General features: G+C 63.9%; 17 protein-coding genes. 6 read left to right on the top strand and 11 right to left on the bottom strand.

The annotated features are described in order from the left end of the window. Window positions 1-14: 14 nt before the first annotated feature. Both CXR25_RS15610 and CXR25_RS15605 read left to right on the top strand, forming a co-directional pair. Complete coding sequence (locus CXR25_RS15610; protein WP_240516205.1) at window positions 15-818, top strand: hypothetical protein; 804 nt, start codon at window positions 15-17, stop codon at window positions 816-818. Then, window positions 818-1,048, top strand: a complete 231-nt coding sequence (locus tag CXR25_RS15605) for an RNA-binding S4 domain-containing protein (protein WP_009881881.1) — start codon at window positions 818-820, stop codon at window positions 1,046-1,048. The genes CXR25_RS15610 and CXR25_RS15605 overlap by 1 nt, the downstream gene beginning before the upstream one ends. Before the next feature lie 125 nt (window positions 1,049-1,173). On the opposite strand, the gene pspAB is transcribed toward CXR25_RS15605, so the two are convergent. From pspAB to CXR25_RS15550, 9 genes are all read right to left on the bottom strand, one after another. Then, complete coding sequence (gene pspAB / locus CXR25_RS15600; RefSeq protein ID WP_009881882.1) at window positions 1,174-1,773, bottom strand: PspA-associated protein PspAB; 600 nt, start codon at window positions 1,771-1,773, stop codon at window positions 1,174-1,176. Window positions 1,774-1,824: 51 nt separating this feature from the next. Beyond that, the gene (gene htpX / locus CXR25_RS15595) at window positions 1,825-2,736 is read right to left on the bottom strand and encodes a zinc metalloprotease HtpX (RefSeq protein ID WP_009881883.1); all 912 of its coding nucleotides are present in this window, start codon (window positions 2,734-2,736) and stop codon (window positions 1,825-1,827) included. A gap of 101 nt (window positions 2,737-2,837) precedes the next feature. Further along, on the bottom strand, window positions 2,838-3,122 hold the full coding sequence (gene pspAA, locus CXR25_RS15590; protein WP_009881884.1) for a PspA-associated protein PspAA: 285 nt from the start codon (window positions 3,120-3,122) through the stop codon (window positions 2,838-2,840). Next, window positions 3,119-3,865 carry a PspA/IM30 family protein gene (locus tag CXR25_RS15585; protein ID WP_009881885.1) on the bottom strand — a complete coding sequence of 249 codons (747 nt, stop codon included), beginning with the start codon at window positions 3,863-3,865 and terminating at the stop codon, window positions 3,119-3,121. Before CXR25_RS15585 ends, pspAA begins: the two co-directional genes overlap by 4 nt. Before the next feature lie 253 nt (window positions 3,866-4,118). Further along, window positions 4,119-4,406, bottom strand: a complete 288-nt coding sequence (locus tag CXR25_RS15580; protein WP_009881886.1) for a WXG100 family type VII secretion target — start codon at window positions 4,404-4,406, stop codon at window positions 4,119-4,121. 211 nt (window positions 4,407-4,617) lie between these two features. After that, on the bottom strand, window positions 4,618-6,810 hold the full coding sequence (locus CXR25_RS18715; protein ID WP_164513991.1) for a S1C family serine protease: 2,193 nt from the start codon (window positions 6,808-6,810) through the stop codon (window positions 4,618-4,620). Beyond that, on the bottom strand, window positions 6,807-8,675 hold the full coding sequence (locus CXR25_RS15560; RefSeq protein ID WP_069600850.1) for a sensor histidine kinase: 1,869 nt from the start codon (window positions 8,673-8,675) through the stop codon (window positions 6,807-6,809). Before CXR25_RS15560 ends, CXR25_RS18715 begins: the two co-directional genes overlap by 4 nt. 30 nt (window positions 8,676-8,705) lie before the next feature. Further along, a complete protein-coding gene (locus CXR25_RS15555) occupies window positions 8,706-9,461 on the bottom strand; it encodes a response regulator transcription factor (protein WP_009881891.1) in 756 nt (251 codons plus the stop codon). Between the two features lie 267 nt (window positions 9,462-9,728). After that, window positions 9,729-10,316 carry a CGNR zinc finger domain-containing protein gene (locus CXR25_RS15550; protein ID WP_009881892.1) on the bottom strand — a complete coding sequence of 196 codons (588 nt, stop codon included), beginning with the start codon at window positions 10,314-10,316 and terminating at the stop codon, window positions 9,729-9,731. 228 nt (window positions 10,317-10,544) lie between these two features. Here CXR25_RS15550 and CXR25_RS15545 point away from each other — a divergent pair, with 228 nt between their 5' ends. Continuing rightward, window positions 10,545-11,504 (top strand): EamA family transporter, encoded by a 960-nt coding sequence (locus tag CXR25_RS15545; protein WP_035278244.1) that lies wholly within the window; start codon window positions 10,545-10,547, stop codon window positions 11,502-11,504. Window positions 11,505-11,553: 49 nt separating this feature from the next. On the opposite strand, the gene CXR25_RS15540 is transcribed toward CXR25_RS15545, so the two are convergent. Together CXR25_RS15540 and CXR25_RS15535 are read right to left on the bottom strand one after the other, a co-directional pair. Then, window positions 11,554-13,188 (bottom strand): DNA repair helicase XPB, encoded by a 1,635-nt coding sequence (locus CXR25_RS15540; RefSeq protein WP_125240927.1) that lies wholly within the window; start codon window positions 13,186-13,188, stop codon window positions 11,554-11,556. 58 nt (window positions 13,189-13,246) lie between these two features. Continuing rightward, complete coding sequence (locus CXR25_RS15535; RefSeq protein ID WP_241212349.1) at window positions 13,247-15,385, bottom strand: helicase-associated domain-containing protein; 2,139 nt, start codon at window positions 15,383-15,385, stop codon at window positions 13,247-13,249. Between the two features lie 72 nt (window positions 15,386-15,457). Here CXR25_RS15535 and CXR25_RS15530 point away from each other — a divergent pair, with 72 nt between their 5' ends. From CXR25_RS15530 to CXR25_RS15520, 3 genes are all read left to right on the top strand, one after another. Further along, on the top strand, window positions 15,458-15,688 hold the full coding sequence (locus CXR25_RS15530) for a hypothetical protein (protein WP_009881896.1): 231 nt from the start codon (window positions 15,458-15,460) through the stop codon (window positions 15,686-15,688). 546 nt (window positions 15,689-16,234) lie between these two features. Further along, window positions 16,235-16,615, top strand: coding sequence for a cold-shock protein (locus CXR25_RS15525; RefSeq protein WP_009881897.1), 381 nt, complete (start codon window positions 16,235-16,237; stop codon window positions 16,613-16,615). Then, on the top strand, window positions 16,615-17,523 hold the full coding sequence (locus tag CXR25_RS15520) for a DUF3027 domain-containing protein (protein WP_009881898.1): 909 nt from the start codon (window positions 16,615-16,617) through the stop codon (window positions 17,521-17,523). The genes CXR25_RS15525 and CXR25_RS15520 overlap by 1 nt, the downstream gene beginning before the upstream one ends. Window positions 17,524-17,530 lie beyond the last annotated feature (7 nt).

The following is a 17,530-nucleotide window of genomic DNA, read 5'->3' as shown; positions in this document are numbered from 1 at the left end:
TGATAATACTCGTGGTGCTCGGCACCATTTTCTTCGTGAGCTACCGCAAGGAAAAGCACCGAAAGAAGGAGCTCGCCGACGCTGAGCTCCGTCAGGTGACGAAGACCGCTGAAGAAGACGTCACGTCCTTCGGCGAGGAAGTCGCCGAACTCGATATCCTCACTGCCGGAGTCGAACTCGACACCGGCGGTTCGCAGGATTACAAACAGGCACTGGATTCCTACGATGTGGCGAAGGAGACGCTCGACAACGTCGACGAGCCCTCTGACATCCGCCATGTCACCGAGGCTCTCGAAGACGGTCGCTACGCCGCCAAGTGCTTGCGGGCCCGCGTTGACGGAAAGCCGCTTCCCGTACGCCGCCCACCATGCTTCTTCAACCCGCAGCACGGCCCCTCGGTCGAGGACATCGACTGGGCACCAGCCGGTGGACAGCTGCGACCAGTTCCCGTCTGTGCAGCCGACGCCGAGCGCGTGGCCGTGGGTGCCGAACCTGCGGTGCGCAAGGTCGTGACCGGTGACGGACACACTCGCCGTGCCTATTGGGAAGCAGGCCCGGCCTACGCCGAATACAACCGTGGATACTTCAACTCCTATGCAGGCTCCGGACTTCTGCCCGGTGTGCTCATGGGGTCGATGATGTTCGGTGGCATGGGCGGCGGTGGCTGGGACGGCAACGTCGGCGGTGACGCGACCGGTGGTGACGCCGGAGGCGGCGATGCTGGCGGAGACGGCGGCGGATTCTTCGGTGGAGGCGACGGCGGCGATGGCGGCGGTCTCTTCGGCGGCGACGGATTCGATCTGGGAGATATCTTCTGATGGAGACGATCGAGATTCGCGGCGATTCGATCAAACTCGGTCAGCTGCTCAAACTCCACGGTGTCGCCGAACACGGCGCGATGGCCAAAGACATGATCGCCGACGGTGAAGTTGTGGTCAACGGTGAGGTCGAAACTCGCCGAGGTGCCACGATCCGTCCCGGAGACACGGTCGAAGCCCTGGGCGAAGTCATCCAGGTCTCAACCGAAGAGGTCACTGCAACCGACTAGGACACAGGGACCAGCGTTTCAGCGGTCTCTGAACTGGTACTGACAAGGCAGAAGGGACGTCCCCGCGGGGACGTCCCTTCTGCCTTGTCTGATTCCTATTGGCTGATCTCGAGGGCGCTCGGGGCTCAGCGCTGTGCGTTCGACTCAGGTGAGTCGTTGAGGCCCGGTGCGTCCCACAGCGCCGACCACCGCGACGTGTCTTCTTCGAACGGGAGTTCGTTGGCCAGCACACCGCGGATCTGAATCTCCAGAGGGTTGTCGCGCTGCTTGGGGCCCGACTGCGCGAACGGATAGAACGTGCCGCGCTTGTACTGGTAGACAAGCGCCAGGCGGCGCCCATCCGGGTTGGCGAAGTAGACGGTTGAGCACAACAGCATCGTGTCGAAGCCCTGGCTGACCAGAGCCGAGTTCACGGCGTGCAGATTGGTCACGAGGTTGACCACCTCGGCGTCGGTGTCGGAGACGACCTGCCAGGTGTAGCCGAAACCGTCGTTGCGCTGTGACACGTTCGCGGCCGGGTCGGAGCTGATGAGGGCGATGCTCTCGGACTCAGCGGTCTGAAATGCCGCACCCTCGACCTGTCGGAACGCCACGGCCCCGACGCCGGTGGGTTTGAAGCCGGTCGCGGCTTCGAGCGTCAGAGCGGCGGGAGGAAGTGCGAAGAGGTCGTCGAGGTTGGCCCGCTTCGGTTTGGAACGGCCCAACAGCGCGTCGAAGAAACCCATGAAACTCCTAGTGGATGTCGGTCGGTGCGGTTGAGGTCAGCACAGTGATCGTCACTGCTGCTGTGAGAGCTGCCCGGAGATCTTTGCGAGCTGTTCCAGGCGCTTGTCGAGGGAAGGGTGAGTGGAGAAGAGCTGCGTGACGGCGGCCTTGCCGCTGGCAGCGGGAATGAGCGCCAAGTGATTGGCGGAAGAGGAAGCCCGCAGATCCTTCTCGGGGATCTTGCTCATATCTCCGCTGAGCTTGGTCAGTGCAGAGGCCAAGGTCGAGGGCGCACCGGTGAGGATCGCGGCTGCTCTGTCTGCGGCCAGTTCGCGGTAACGCGAGAGGCTGCGGATGAGGAGGAATGAGAGGCCGTAGACGACGGCTCCGACAAGGACGAACAGCAGCTGGACGGGAACGCCGCCGTTGTTGTTGTTCGAGCGACCGAAGCTCATGTAGTAGCCGGCGCGCATCATCAGCGCGGCCACGACACCGGTGACTCCCGCGACGGTCATGACGGTGACATCGCGGTGGGCGACGTGGGAGAGTTCGTGAGCGAGGACGACCTCGACCTCATCACGGTCGAGTTTTTCGAGCAGGCCGCGTGTCACACACACAACCGAGCGCTCCGGCGAACGGCCGGTGGCGAAAGCATTGGGAATGGCTGAGTTCGACACCGCGACGCGCGGTTTGGTCGAATCGGCGAGCTGACAGAGCCGGTCGACCATGGTGTGCAGCTCTGGGGCCTCCTCTGGGGAGACCTCCCGTGCACCCATCGCCTTCATCGCGATCTTGTCGGAGAAATACCACTGGAAGAAGAACGCGCCGGCGCTGATGAGGACCGCAATGATCACGCCACCGGTGCTGCCGCCGAGCATCCACCAGATGGCGAGGATGAGGATCACATAGATGAGTCCATTGAGGAATATCGTCCACCCCATGCGCATGGTGAGTCCGTTGTCCTTGACGAAGCGATTCTTCATCGTGGGTCCTCTCTGGGTAAGTCAGCTCCGGCCCACAACCTCGGGTGAAGGCAGCGGGCCGGAGTCAGCGATATCAAACTATGTGGATCGAGCAGTGCGGATCAGGTCGGATCCGGGATGAAGCCTTCACCGGTGAGGAGCTCCGTGATCTCCTGCAAGGTCGCATCAACGAACGGTACGACGGCCTCGCTCGAACCCAAATAGTCATCGGAGACGGGCTTGCCGTGACCGACGACGTAGTCGTGGAGGGACTGCAGAGCGTTCTTGGCGGCTTCTTCATTGCCGACGTTGACGGCGTCTTCGACCTGGTTGTCATACTTCTGCAACAGGTCCTGGTCGACGTCTGCGACGTCGTACTGGCCCTCGCCCATGATGCGGATGATCATTGCTTGTCCTCGCCTTCAAGCGACTGCTGCTGCTTGTTCGACGAAGCCGGCAGGGACTCACGCATCCGGTTGAGCTCCATCTCGACGTCGTTCTCGCTCGAGAGCGCATCGAGCTGCGAGCTGATGTCGTCCTTCGAGGAACCGGTGACATCTTCGAGGGCACCCGAAGCGATCAGTTCATCGACGGCACCGGCACGTGCCTGGAGCGAAGCGGTCTTGTCCTCGGCACGCTGCACGGCGAGTCCGACGTCGCCGAGTTCTTCGGAAATGCCCGAGAAGGCTTCGCCGATCTTCGACTGTGCCTCTGCCGCGTTGTACGTGGCCTTGATCGTTTCCTTCCGTGTGCGGAAGGCATCGACCTTGGCCTGCAGCCGCTGTGATGCCAGAGTCAGCTTCTGCTCTTCGCCCTGCAGCCCTTCGTGCTGTCCCTGCAGATCGGTGATCTGCTGGTCCAGGCCCGACTTCCGGGTCAGGGCCTCACGTGCGAGGTCCTCGCGGCCGACCTCCATGGCTTTCTGGGCCTGACCGCTGAGCTTGGTCTGCTGCTGTTCGAGCTGGGTCATCTGCAGTTCGAGGCGCTTGCGGCTGGTGGCGACATCGGCAACACCGCGGCGTACCTTCTGCAGCAGCTCAAGCTGCTTCTGATATGAATAATCGAGGGTTTCATTGGGGTTCTCGGCTTTGTCCAGTGCCTTGTTGGCCTTGGCGCCAAAGATCGCCGCGATCCTTTGGAAGATGCTCATCCGTAGTCGACTCCTGCATTGGTCTTGACCCGACGCTGCAGACCGATCGTCTCCGAACCTGGAGAAACCCGTCCAGCACCGCCGCGAACTATCGCTATCAGCCTACTAACAAAGGCTGACAATTTGCCAGACGCGGACAGAGAACTCGAACAGACGATCCGGGTGGGATTCGGCAGTCACAGTGTGCCTGTGACTCGAGCCGCCGACGGGTGCCGGTGACCTGTGCCGCCGGCTGATGTCGATGACTCGACGCTCACGGAGCGAAGAGCCGAGAATTCGCTGCCTCCACCTCCGAGTACTGCGCAGCTGCGGTGTTCAGGGCTCCGTGGATCGAGGTCAACGATTCGAGCAGCTGCTTCTGTGCGCCTTCCCACTCATTGATGACCGTCTGAAAATTCTGTGCCGCACTACCCTTCCAACACTCCTGCAAGGCCAAAAGATTCCTCAGCATCGTGTTTGATTCCGCGACAAGGGTGCGGGAGGTGCCTGCTGTGGCGGTGGCAGCGGACGATACGCGCTCGGCATCGACTTCGAAACTCATGACTTCTCCTAACGATGGGACACCGGAGCTCGGGACGAAGCGCCGGGATAGGCACTTAAGCATCGCGGTTGCCCTGCGCAGGCAGAAGCCCAGAGAAAGAGGGTGTGGATAGCGCTTGGCTGTCCACACCCTCAACGCACCCGAGTGAGATCGTCATCCACAGCGTTCTGCACTCAAGTCCGACGGATTCTCTACTGCGGGATCAATGTCATCACTTCAGGACCAATGTCGTCTTCAGCGTCTGTTCCTGACCGCCGCGCACGACCGTGAAGTCGACGGGGGTGTTCGTCGGCTGCGCACGGACGAGTGCACGCAGAGCGATGGCATTGTTGACCTTGGTTCCGCCCACGGCCACGATGTCATCGCCGTCCTTGAAACCCGCCTTGTCTGCCGGTGACCCGGACTGCACAGACTGCACTTTCGCGCTGCCCTGGGTAGCTCCGCCGCTGTTGATCTGTCCGTCCGTCAGCGTGATCCCGAGGAACGGATGCAGTGCCTTGCCGCTGGAGATGAGCTGGTCGGCAATCATCACGGCCTGCGAGGAGGGGATGGCGAACCCGATGCCGATCGATCCTGACTGGCCTCCTTCGCCGGCTTGGCTCAGCGAAGCCGCAGCGGAATTCACACCGATGAAGTTGCCATCACCGTCGACCAGCGGACCGCCGGAGTTGCCGGGGTTGATCGCCGCATCCGTCTGGATGGCGTTCGTGATCGTCATCTCCTTCTCCTGCGAGGTCGCGTCCTCGCCGATGTTCTCCGTAGAGACCGGCCGGTCGAGGGCCGAGACGATGCCGGTGGTGACCGAATCCGCAAGACCCAGCGGATTGCCCAGTGCCATCACCGGATCTCCGACCTTCATCTTCTTCGAGTCACCGACGGGGAGTGGACCTGCGTCCTTGGGAACTTGGTCGAGTTTGATGACGGCGATATCCGTCGAGGGATCGCGGCCGACGATCTCTGCTTTCACCGTCCCCCCGTTCTTCATCGTCACAGCGATCTCGCCGGAGGGTGTGTCGGCAGGAGCCACCACGTGGTTGTTCGTGATGACGTGACCCTGGTCGTCGTAGATCGAGCCTGAGCCCAGTCCCTGCACCTGTCCACTTGTGCCGACCTGGATCGAGACGACACTCTGGGAAGTGTCCTTGGCGACCTCGGTCCAATCCGGGGTTTCGATGGTCTGATCAGCGACCTTGCGTGAGTCCTCGCCGCCGAGAGCGTTGACGGCGTAGCTACCGCCGAAGGCTGCACCTCCGCCCAGAAGCGCTGCGACCGCGGCGATCGCGATGGTGGCGATCCAGCCCGGCCCTCGCTTCTCTCGCCGAGGTGGTGCTTCGACTCCGTACGGTCTTGGACCGTAAGGACCGCCTGGACCACCGGGTCCATTGGGACCACCGGGTCCATTGGGGCCACCGGGTCCGTTGGGTCCGTTGGGGTCGCCGGGGGCTCCTTGGCCGCCGGGGCCGGAGTAGAAGCCTGCGGAACCGGTCTGGGGGTAGCCGCCGTGATTCTGCTGGCTGCCCATGTGACCGTAGGCGGCTGCGCCCGCGGCACCCGCACCCGCACCCGCTGCGGCTCCGGCACCGGCTCCCACCGCAGCTGTACCTGCGCCTGGGCCAGACCCTGTCCCGGGCTGCCCGGCTCCCTGCGCATACGGCGTGCCGTAGGGATTCGTGGCAGTGGAGGAATTGGGGTCAGCCTGTGATGCGCCGTGGGTTGTATCGGTTCCGGGATAGGGATAGCCGGAGTGACCGCCGACGCCGTTGTCTGGGCCGCGATCATAACGCTGGGTGCTGCCGTAGCGCTGAGTGTCACCATAGGGCTGGGTGCCGTCGTACGACTGGTTCGCACCAGCGCCGGGACCCTGTGGAGGCTGGCCCTGCTGTCCCGACTGACTCTGCTGGCCTGGCTGCCCCTGAGGATTCTGATAACCCTGTTGGCCTTGATAGCCAGCTGCCCCTGATTGGGTGGGAATTCCGGATTGCGCGGTGTGGTCGGTCGACGCGTTCACAGGGGGTTGAGCACGAGTCGGCTGCACCTGGGAGGGATCCGACTCTTGGCTGCGCCTCGGGTCCTGGCCTTGCCACGGAGCCTGACGTTGTCTGGGATCCTGACCCTGCCACGGTGTCTGGCCCTGCTCAGAACTGTTCGAACGGGACGATGGCGCGACCGGAGGACTGACCCGCGCAGGACCACTCGAGCCAGTCGTGTTGTTCGGGAAGGTACGGGGGACCTCGGCAGAACGGCGGGACTTGTCTGCAGGGCTTTGGGATCCTGCTGCCGAGCTGCGGGGGTTGTCTGAGGATTCGCGTGAGCCATCGGTGGGGAACGTACGGTGATCCTGATCCCCGTGCCGGCCCCTGTAGTCGGAGTTGTTGCCCTGATTGTTAGGGTCGTTGCTGCTCATCGCTCGTCCTTTCGTGCGTCCGGAGCGCTGTCTTCAGTTTCTGAGATGGGCAGATCGATGCGGAACGTTGCACCGCCGCCCGGGGTCTGGTGCACTGATATCGCACCGTGGTGGTTCTCTACGATCGCCTTGACGATGGACAGCCCGAGACCCGACCCGCCGGTATCGCGAGTCCTGGACACGTCGAGGCGGTAGAACCTCTCGAAGATCCGGGGTACAACCTCGGGGTCGATTCCATCGCCGTGATCGCGAACTTCGATCCTGACTCGTCCGTTGGGGAATCCGCGCAGCGAATCGTCGACCGTGATCGACCCGGCCGCTGTCATATCCGGCACGATTCCTGCAGGCGCCTGGGCGTCGTTCTGATCGTTGCCGTTCGAGTCGCCTCGGCGGAAGATGCGTACGCCGCCGGTGACGAATCCGCGCTCGCGGGACTTGTCCTTGGCCGCAGCCTTGTTCGCCCCGGTCTTGTTGGCACCGGTCTTGGACTCGGTGTCCTGACCGTTCGACGCCTCTGCTGACTCCGCGCTCGCCTCGGCGCGGCCGCCGACGACGCCGACGGCGAACTCGATGGCGGTGTGCTCGGGGGTGTGGCGGACAGCGTTGCCGGCGAGGTTGACGACGACCTGGCGGATCTTCGATTCCGAGCCCCTGATCATCGGCACCGGCTGGGCGTCTTCCCCATCGAGTCCGATGAAGCTGATGTCACGGTCGGGGGCCTGAGCGGCTGCGTCGGCGGCGGCGTCGCGGGCGATCCGGTGGAGGTCGACTGGACCGATCTCAGCGGGTCGCTGCTCATCGAGACGGGCCAGCACTACGAGGTCGTCGACCAGGACGCCCATACGTTTGGCCTCAGACTCCATCCGCTCCATGGCATTTCCGATGTCATCGGATTTCGTGATCGCGCCCTGCCGGTAGAGCTCGGCATAGCCGCGGATCGTGACCAGTGGTGTGCGCAGTTCGTGCGAGGCATCGGAGACGAACTGGCGGATGCGCTTCTCCGACCGCGTCTGTCCGTCGAAGGAGTCCTCGATTCGCCCCAACATCGTGTTCAGTGCGCCCGACAGACGACCGAGTTCGGTGTTGCGGGGGAATGTCGGCACCCTCTGACTCAGGTCACCGGCGGCGATCCGTGAGGCGGTCGTCTCGATGTCGCGCAGCGGCCGGAAGGTGTTGTTGATCGCCCAGTATCCGACTCCTGCCACCATGGCCAGCGCCAGCAGTCCGATGCCGATCATCGTATTGCGAGCACGCTCATTGATGTTGTCGATCTCGCGGTCGAAGGGCACAGCGATCGAAACGAGCACGTCCGTGTTCTGAACTTTCATCGCCCGAGCGCGCCACTGCGAGGTGGTCCCGGGGACGGTGAATGGCTCTCCGCCCTGCGCATAGACCTTCGACTCGTTGATCTTCGGCAGAACCGGGCTGTTACCAGGCTCCGGAGCCACAGGATCGCTGAGCGGCTTGCCGTCCGTGTCATAGAACTGGACGTAGAAGCCACCAGGCATCAGAGTCTTGAGCTCGTCCCAGGAACTCGAATCGATGGTGGTGGGAGTCTCGGTGGAGGAATCCGACCCGTCGCTGCCGTCCGAGTCCGCTGACTCGTTCTTGTCCGACGACGAAGACGACTGCAGCTGGGCAGGCTGGAACACATCCTGGTAGGCCTGCTTGGCAAGCGTCTCCGAAGCATTGATGAGTCTCTCATCCGTGCGTTCGACGAGACTGTCTCGAAGGTTCTCGAGTACCCAGGCGCTCGTTCCGGAGAGAACGAGCAGCATGAGCAGCATCATGATGGCCAGCAGCTTGGTGGTCAGCGACCATTCTTCCCAGAAGCCGGGTCGGGTGGGACGGGATTCTTTTGCCACGTAAGTAATCTAGCGCCTGAGCTTGTCCGACTACTTGGATTCCGGTGTGCGCAGCATGTAACCCACACCGCGCTTGGTCTGGATCATCGGCGTCCATTCCATCTCGACAGGGTGTCCGGCGGCGTCAGTCTCCGGTGTGACATCGATCTTGCGACGCAGGTAGGAGATGTAGGACTCGACGATTCCGGTGTCGCCGCCGAAGTCGTATTCCCAGACATGGTCGAGGATCTGGGACTTCGAGAGCACACGGTTGGTGTTGAGCATGAGGTAACGCAGCAGTTTGAACTCGGTGGGGGAGAGATCGATGAGGATTCCCGAGCGACGCACCTCGTGGGTGTCGTCATCGAGTTCGAGATCGCCGGCCATGATGACGGCGTTCTCTTCGTCCTCGAGGCTGCGGGTCCGACGCAGCACGGCGCGGATGCGGGCGACGACCTCTTCGAGGCTGAAGGGCTTCGTGACGTAGTCATCGCCGCCGACGGTCAGGCCGGTGATCTTGTCCGAGGTGTCATCACGGGCGGTGAGGAACACGACCGGAGCGTTCATGCCGATCTGGCGGAGGCGACGCGTGACGGTGAAGCCGTCCATGTCCGGCAGCATCACGTCGAGGACGAGGAGATCGGGGTTGGTCTGCTCGGCCAGACGAAGAGCTTCGGCGCCGTTGGCAGCCGAGACGACGTCGAATCCTGCGAAGCGCAGGCTGGTCGAGAGGAGTTCGCGGATATTGGGCTCATCGTCGACAACGAGGAGTGTGGCTTCGATGTCGGTATCGTTTGCTGTAGTCATGCATCCAGTCTGAAGCTCAATTCTGAGAGTGGCTTGACAGTTCCCTGAATGCGAATGTGACGTGAGTCACTAAAAAACTCTCAGAAAAGTCCCGTGGGGACCGAAGTGCCGCATGCGTTCACAGGAACGCCACCACAAATTGAGGGTTATATGTGCTCGCGCACGTCTATTGCACAGAAATGTCGATGCGTGCTCGCTGGCCATCGCCGAGGCGGGGCTCCGGCTGTCGTATTAGGACTCCGGTCGTTGTTCCAGGGGGCTGATCTCTCAGGAGTCTGCCTGCCGGGCGCGGAATGCGGCCACGTGCGTGCGGTTCGCGCAGTTGCCGGTATCGCAGAAGCGCTTCGAGCGGTTGCGGCTGAAGTCGGCCAGGTAGGCGTCGCAGTCCTCGGCGGCGCAGCGGCCGAGACGGTCGAGGTCTCCGCTGCGGATGAGGTCGATGAGGACGAGTGCGACGTCGGCGGCGACGCGATCGGCCAGGCTCGCCGACTCGCCCACCCCGTGCAGGTGCCAGTCCCATTCCCCGTGCTTGACGAGCAGGGGCAGTGCATTGGCCTCGCGGAGTGTGAGATTGACCTCATTGACGACGCTCTCTTCGCCCGCCGCGACCTCGGCAGGTGTCACAGCGTCGAGGGTCGCGTCGAGCGCAAGAGCGAATCTCTCCCGCAGGCGACGCGTCTCATCGACATCGGATTTCGTGGCCCGAATGGGGCCCGAGAAGTCGTGCCGGGCCGCGAATCCGCGGAGTCCGGCGGTTGTCGTCAGCTCGTCTCCGTCCTCGGCGAGTGCTCCGGAGGTATTGAGGAGGTCGACGAGCATCGTGAGATTCGAGCGAATGTCATAGGCAAAAGGCATGGTGGGCACATTCTGCCACAGCGATGTAAGGACCAAAATGCACTTGACTCATTTCACGGGCGTGTTCAATACTGGATTCAGGCGGCAGACCAACGTCAGAGTCCTCCGGGACTGGGCCCCACCTCGGCGAGGGTGCCGGCATGTGCCCCACTCCCACCGCACTCGGATCACATTTCCACCAGCGCGTCCATCATCGTTTCAGCAGTCATGCACTTCAGGAGGTCAAGAATGAGTCGTACCGTCGTCATGGGGTTTCTCCTCACGCTTGCCTCGGCATTCTTCTTCGCGGTCTCGGGACCGATCGCGAAGACGATGTATGAGATCGGGTGGACCCCGGGCTCGGTCGTGCTCATCCGACTGGCCGGATCGGCCGTTCTGCTGCTCGTGCCCAGCATCATTGCCCTGCGCGGACGCTGGGACGAGGTGCGCAGGCATTGGAAGACTGTGCTCACCTACGGCCTCGTGTCGATGGCCGGTGTCCAGGGCTTCTACTTCGTCGCCGTCGAGCATCTCACCGTGGCGGTGGCGCTGCTGCTCGAGATGACCGCACCGATGCTCATCGTCTTCTGGATCTGGGCGCGGACGCGGACTCGTCCGGCGACGGTGACCTTCATCGGTGTGGTGGTCTCGATGATCGGGCTCGTCCTCATCCTCAATCTCCGTAACTCCGATATCAGCATCTTCGGTGTCGTCATGGCTCTTGCAGCTGCGGTCTGCCTGGCCAGCTACTTCCTCGTCTCGGCGAAGGACTCCATCAACGTCCCACCGGTTGCACTGACCGGGTTGGGCATGGGCGTCGGGGCCCTGGCGATGTCGCTCATCGTCTTCACGGGAGTCATGCCGGCCGGTGCGGTCGCTGCCGATGTCGATTTCGGCGGCTACAAAGTTTCGTGGATCCTGCCTATGGCGATGATCGTCGTCTTCACCGTCGGCGCCTACATCACCGGCATCCTCGGCCTGCGCTACATCGGTGCCACGGTCGGCTCCTTCGTCAACCTCATCGAGGTGCCCTTCTCCGTCATCGTCGCCTGGCTGATCCTGTTCGAGATGCCCGCACCCATCCAGCTCTTCGGCGGTGTCTTCATCGTCGCCGGCGTCGGGTTCATCAAATGGGGCGAGGCGCGTCTGGCCCGCCGGGTCGCTTCCCGCGAGGTCGTCGTCACGTCCGAGGAGCTCGTCTCGGTCTGAGCCGCAGCAACCTGGCGCTCAGGTGCTGAGCCACGTGGCGCAGGCTGACTCAGCGGACCTCGATGTCGTAGCTGTAGCCCTGCTCGGTGAGGAAGCGACGACGCTGGGCGGCGAAGTGCTCGTCGACGGTGTCGGCGGCGACGACGGTGTAGAACGTCGCGGATCCGGAGTCTTCCTTCGGCCGCAGAATCCGCCCCAGGCGCTGGGCCTCCTCCTGCCGGGAGCCGAAGGCACCTGAGACCTGGATCGCCACGGATGCCGCCGGCAGGTCGACGGAGAAGTTCGCGACCTTCGACACCACGAGAACCGGGATCGCGCCGGACCGGAAGTCGCGGAAGAGCTCCTGGCGCTGCGATTCCGGCGTCTGACCGGTCAGCACAGGAGCGTCGAGTTCGCGCCCGACCTCTTCGAGCTGATCGAGGTACTGGCCGATGACGAGGATCTGCGCCTTCGGGTGGTCGGCGACGAGCTCACGCACGATCGGCAGCTTCGCATCCGACGTCGCAGCCAGCCGGTACCGATCCTCACCATCGGCACGGGCATAGGCGGTGCGGGTTCCTCCGTCGAGGCGGACCCGGACTTCGTGGCAGGAGGCGGTGGCGATGTAGCCCATGCGCTCGAGTTCCTTCCACGGCACCTCGTACTGCTTGGGCCCGATGAGGGAGAACACCTCGTCCTCACGTCCGTCCTCACGGACCAGGGTGGCCGTAAGCCCGAGCCGCCGCCTGGCCTGCAGGCTCGCGGTCAGACGGAAGATCGGTGCCGGCAGCAGGTGGACCTCGTCATAGATGACCAGACCCCAATCCTTGGCATCAAGGAGCTCGAGATGCAGGTAGGAGCCTTTGCGGCGCGTGGTCAGCACCTGATAGGTAGCGATGGTGATCGGCCGGATCTCCTTCGTCGACCCCGAGTACTCACCGACCTCGTCCTCGGTCAGCGAGGTGCGCGCGAGGATTTCGTCCTTCCACTGCCGAGCGGCCACGGAGTTCGTCACGAGGATCAGCGTCGTCGTCTGCACCCGCGACATCGTGGCCACTCCGACGATGGTCTTGCCAGCACCGCAGGGCAGAACGACGACGCCGGACTCGCCGCTGAGGGAGTGGTCGATCGCCTCCTTCTGATAGTCGCGCAGATGCCACTGCCCGCCATGGGCATCATCGGACAGGGCGATCTCGTGGGCCTCACCGTCGACATAGCCGGCATGGTCGGAGACGGGATGACCCAGCTGCAGCAGCGCATGCTTGAGCTCACCGCGCTCCGAAGGATGGACGAGGACAGATTCGGCATCGAGGGATTTGCCGAACTTGCCCACAAGATCCGGCTGGCTGATGAGCGAGGCGAGCAGATCCGTGTCTGCCGAGGTCAGGGTCAGTCCGTGGATCGGATTGTCGACGAGGGTGAGCACGCCGAAGCGGTCCATGATGTCGACGATGTCGACGAGCAGCTCATGAGGCACCGGGTACTTCGCGAACTCGAGGAGGACGTCGACGACGGACTCCGCGTCATGGCCGCTGGCCCGGGCGTTCCACAGCCCCAGCGGGGTGATCGTGTACGTGTGGATGTATTCCGGGGTCCGCGACAGCTGCGCGAAGGGTGCGATCGCCACAGCCGCCTCGACGGCCAGGGGATGCCCCGACTCCAACAGCACAGTCCGGTCGGACTGCACGATCAACGGACCGTTCATATGTGTTCCTGCTTCTTCCCACGCCGAGGTGACTTCCGAGGGCACAACGCATGTGTCCTCAGGATTGTTCCTCCGCACCATCGGATTGAGCACCGGCCACATCGACACTGACGATGCGCGAGATCGACAGGGACGCCTCGGCGCCGGTGGTCTTGACCGTGCCCCGCACGCGGCCGCCGTTGACGGTGGCAGGGAGCATCTCGATGACGCGTTCCTTCCCGTGGGAGTCGGCGAGCGTGATCGTGACCTGCTGGCCCGCACTGGCGGCTTCCCGGAGACGATCCATGTGTCCCAGGGGTTCGTCGGTGCTTCTCACCGGGGCCGCGCGGGCCCCGGGGGAGCGGAGGATGCGGATGTAGTCGTCGAGGTGGTTATCTGTGACCCGGGCACGCTTGCGCAGATGCACCTCCGGCTCGGCCTGCGTGATGACCCTGCGTTTGCGCACCGGACCCGAGGGCGAGTGCAGCATGGCGTGGTGCTCGGCGGACTCTAAGAGATGCATGGTGCGTTCGGGGCCCAGCTGCCCGATCGCCACGGTCGGGGCCAATCGTTCCAGACCGGCCGGCAGCATGGCCTGGTCGGAGAGGATGACGTCGAGGTCGACGGGGTCATCGACGACGAGGACGGCGCGGGCACCTGCGACCTGGACCCGGCGCAGCTTCGACGCCGTGTTCTCGACGAGGAAGTTCAGGGTCGAGGGCAGAGCCTCGGCGCTGATCTCTGCGAGTTGGGCCAGGGCATCCTCGGCATTGATGCCGGTCTGCATGCTCGCCTCGATCGTGTCGGCGTCGATGCGGTACACGGTGCCCTGCCCACGTGCCTCGACGACGGCGAACTTACGCAGAATATGGTGGACCCTGGGTTCGATGGGCCCGGTCGCCACGGCGGTGAGATCGGACTGGATGAGGACGGTGTCGACCTCGTCGACGAGCCCGCCCCGAACCTCGTCGACGACATCGCCGGGCACCTCGAGACTCTCGAGGCTGAAGTTCACAGGGGCGATCGAAGGATCCTGCGCAGCCTGGGCACGCATCGCCGAAGCCAGGCCTGCGGCGAGGAGGACGCCGAACCTGCTGGGGCCGAAATGCTCAGAGTTCTGCAGCGGCGTCGTCGCCAGACCGAAGGCGCCGGCGGTGTGCAGGATCGCCTCCGTCATTGCGAAGTCATGGGCGGGAATGAGCGGTCGCCTGGCCAGGACCTGCGCGTGGATCCACTGCGCCGAGCGCGAGGATCCCTGCCCGATGTCGTGGAGTATCTCCAGGATGGTGAAGCGCAGCAGCGGCATCGTCGGCTGCGACTGGCTGAACCCCTTGAACAGGGACTTCTTGGGCGAGGCGAGGACGGTGAGGCGTTCGTTGGCGCTGGCCCCTGCCGCCAGTTGGGTGACATCGAGAGGTTCACGCAGCCAGGAGGACACCAGTGCTGCCCACAGCTGCGCCCTGTCTCCTTCGAGGACATCGGCGGCGTCATCGCTGGCCGTCCACTGCGGATCCAGCGGGTCATCGAGGACGCCGATGAGGTTGAGCGATTTCGCCGCGAGCAGCAGGGTGATCGTCTGTTCGAGTCCCAGATCGATGGTCTTCCCGATCCGCGTGACATCGCGTTTGGAAATTCCGCCGCTGGTCAGACGGGAGATGGGGGAGCTGGCCAACTCATCGACGAGCCCGCGCAGGGAGGAGATGGCCTCTGCCACGGCGGCTCGTTCGCTGTTGTGGATGAGCGACGTGGGGATGGTCTCGGTGCTCGAATCGAGCTCGGCCGATCCCGCCTGCCACGGAAGTGCCCGAGCGGATTCGGCCGCCGAGGTGGGCAGGAGTGTGATGGCCTCGGACTGGATCCGCCAGGTGGACTTCGGCGACGATGCCGTCTCGCTGGGGGCGGCCGAGGGCCAGGCCAGGCCCAGGTCGCGCAGTCGGGGGAGGACAACCTCGGCGAGGGCATCGTCGATATGACGATTCTCACCCACGTTGATGTCCGTGGTGGTGCGTGCGGCCTTGGCCAGGTCGATGAAGACGTCGAGCTCGGTGGCGCTGAGGGCTTCGATGCCCCGGGAGACGCCGATGCGCGAGGACGCGGCCGCGGCCAGCGAGGGAATCGTCGGGGACTCTGGTTGGAGGAGATCGCGACGGGTCCGGACGAGGGACTCGAAGTCGGTATCGGCACTGTGGGACAGCCACTGGCTGAAGGTCATTGACATCGCTGTTCAGTTTAGCGTGAGGGGTACAATAGGTGGGCAGAACAGGTTCGCAGATCTCGGAAAGGACGAGCATTGTCAGCCAAGCGTGTCGACTCGACCATCGTCGTCGTGGCCGTTGCCGCCGCCATTGTCGGAGCGGTCGCGCTGCTCGGCGTACTGGGGCAGGCCTGGATGGGCTACGCCCCCTCGCACCTGCTGACATACCTGCCGATGATCCTCCTCCCGATCGCCTTCGCCTTGGTCGCTGTGGCCCTGGTCAGAGCGGCACTGAGACGCAGACAGACCGAGGTGGGCCAGAGCTGAAACTCGGCCGCGGGCGCAGCCGACGGCACACGCACATCCGCTGAGGCGAACGCCTGAGACGGGGTGGCCGTTGAGTCAGCGTCGGGCACTTTCCCACCATGACGGCACCCACGCCGAGGTTGGCCGCAGTCAGCGTTCGTGTCCCGGGCGAATCGAGTGGCCACGGCCGGAATCTCGCACAGTATCGTGACGTTGAACCACTGAGATGGCACGCACGAGGACGGGCGCGGAGCAGGTTCCGGAGCTTGACCCGGATCGGATGCCGGATCGCGTCAGTGCAGGAGCGGTCGCAGACGGCGACGCGGACTCTGGGTCAGATGCAGGTCTTGGCGCGATCACTGGTACAGGCGCCGATACAGGCGTCGGCACAGACGCAGACTTAGCCACAGACACAGACGCAGACGCAGACGCAGACGCAGACTTAGCCACAGACACGGTCGAGCGAGGCCGCCGCACCACTGAGCATCACCGAATACGAGCTTGACCAGTACGAACAGCAACACCGACGAGCAACACCAACGACGAGCAGCAACAGGAAAGGACATCATGCCAACCGGACGCGTGAAATGGTTCGACGTCGACAAGGGCTTCGGCTTCGTCATCGCCGAGGACGGCTCCCAGGCCTTCCTCCACTCCTCGGTCCTGCCCGAGGACGCCGAGGTCACCAAGGGCACCCGCCTCGACTACGATGTGGTCGATTCCCGCCGCGGAGCCCAGGTGCTTAAGGCCAGACTGCTGTCGGGCCCGACCAAGGTTGCGAAGGTCCGCCGACGTCCGGCCGAAGACATGGCGGTTATGGTTGAAGATGTCATCAAAGTACTCGATGACCTCAACAACGGACTGCAGCACGGCCGCTACCCCGATCCTTCCCACGGGAACAAGGTAGCCTCGCTGCTGCGGGCAATTGCCGACGATTTGGAGTCCTGATGTCATCACTCTTCAGTGATTGGATGGCCGGCCAGAGTGCCGAGCCGACGAACGACCCTGCGCCCACAGAGGCGACGTCGGTTGCCGAAACGACGGCCCAGGCTGAGGCGTCTGCGCCGGTGAAGCCGGCCAAGGCCCCGCGGGCGACGTCGGAGAAGATCGTCCTCGACACCCAGCTGGCCGCCGCGATCGATACCGCTCGTTCCGCCATCACCGAGGTGGCCGGCAGCTCCGTGGTCGGAGACCACCTGGGGACATTGGCCGAGGGCACTCGCCTGGTCACCCATTACTTCGCATGCACCGACCCGACCTACCGTGGTTGGCGCTGGATCGCAGTGCTCGCACGCGCACCCCGGGCCAAGAAGGTCACGGTCTGCGAGACCGCACTGCTGCCCGGTCCTGACTCACTCGTCGCACCGGAATGGGTCCCCTGGGAACAGCGGCTCGAACCCGACGATCTGACTCCTCGGGACACCCTGCCGAAGGTTGAAGACGATCCGAACCTCCAGCAGGGGTTCGAGCAGGTCGAAGAGACCTCTGACGGCAATCTGGACGAGATTCCGAATTTTGAGTTCGGGCTCGGCCGTCGTCGGGTCCTCTCAACCGAGGGCATCTCATCGGCGGCCACCAGGTGGGCCGAGTCGGAGACCGGCGCGGAGTCCGAGTTCGCGGCGAAGGCCTCGGCGCACTGCTCCAGCTGCGGTTACCTGATGCCATTGGCGGGATCGCTGCGGCAGAAGTTCGGCGTCTGCGCCAACGGCTGGTCCCCGGCCGACGGCAAGGTCGTCGCACTCGACTTCGGGTGCGGAGCACATTCTGAGACCGACGTCAGCAAGCAGAGCACAGAACCTGCCGAGGCCGTTGTCGATGACTACTCCGTCGGCGAACTCGAGTTCCAGGAGGGCTGACACACTC

Source organism: Brevibacterium aurantiacum, from assembly GCF_003932995.1.
Taxonomy (GTDB): domain Bacteria; phylum Actinomycetota; class Actinomycetes; order Actinomycetales; family Brevibacteriaceae; genus Brevibacterium; species Brevibacterium aurantiacum.
Note: the sequence above shows the minus strand (reverse complement) of the source record. Positions and strands in the feature narration are given on the sequence as shown.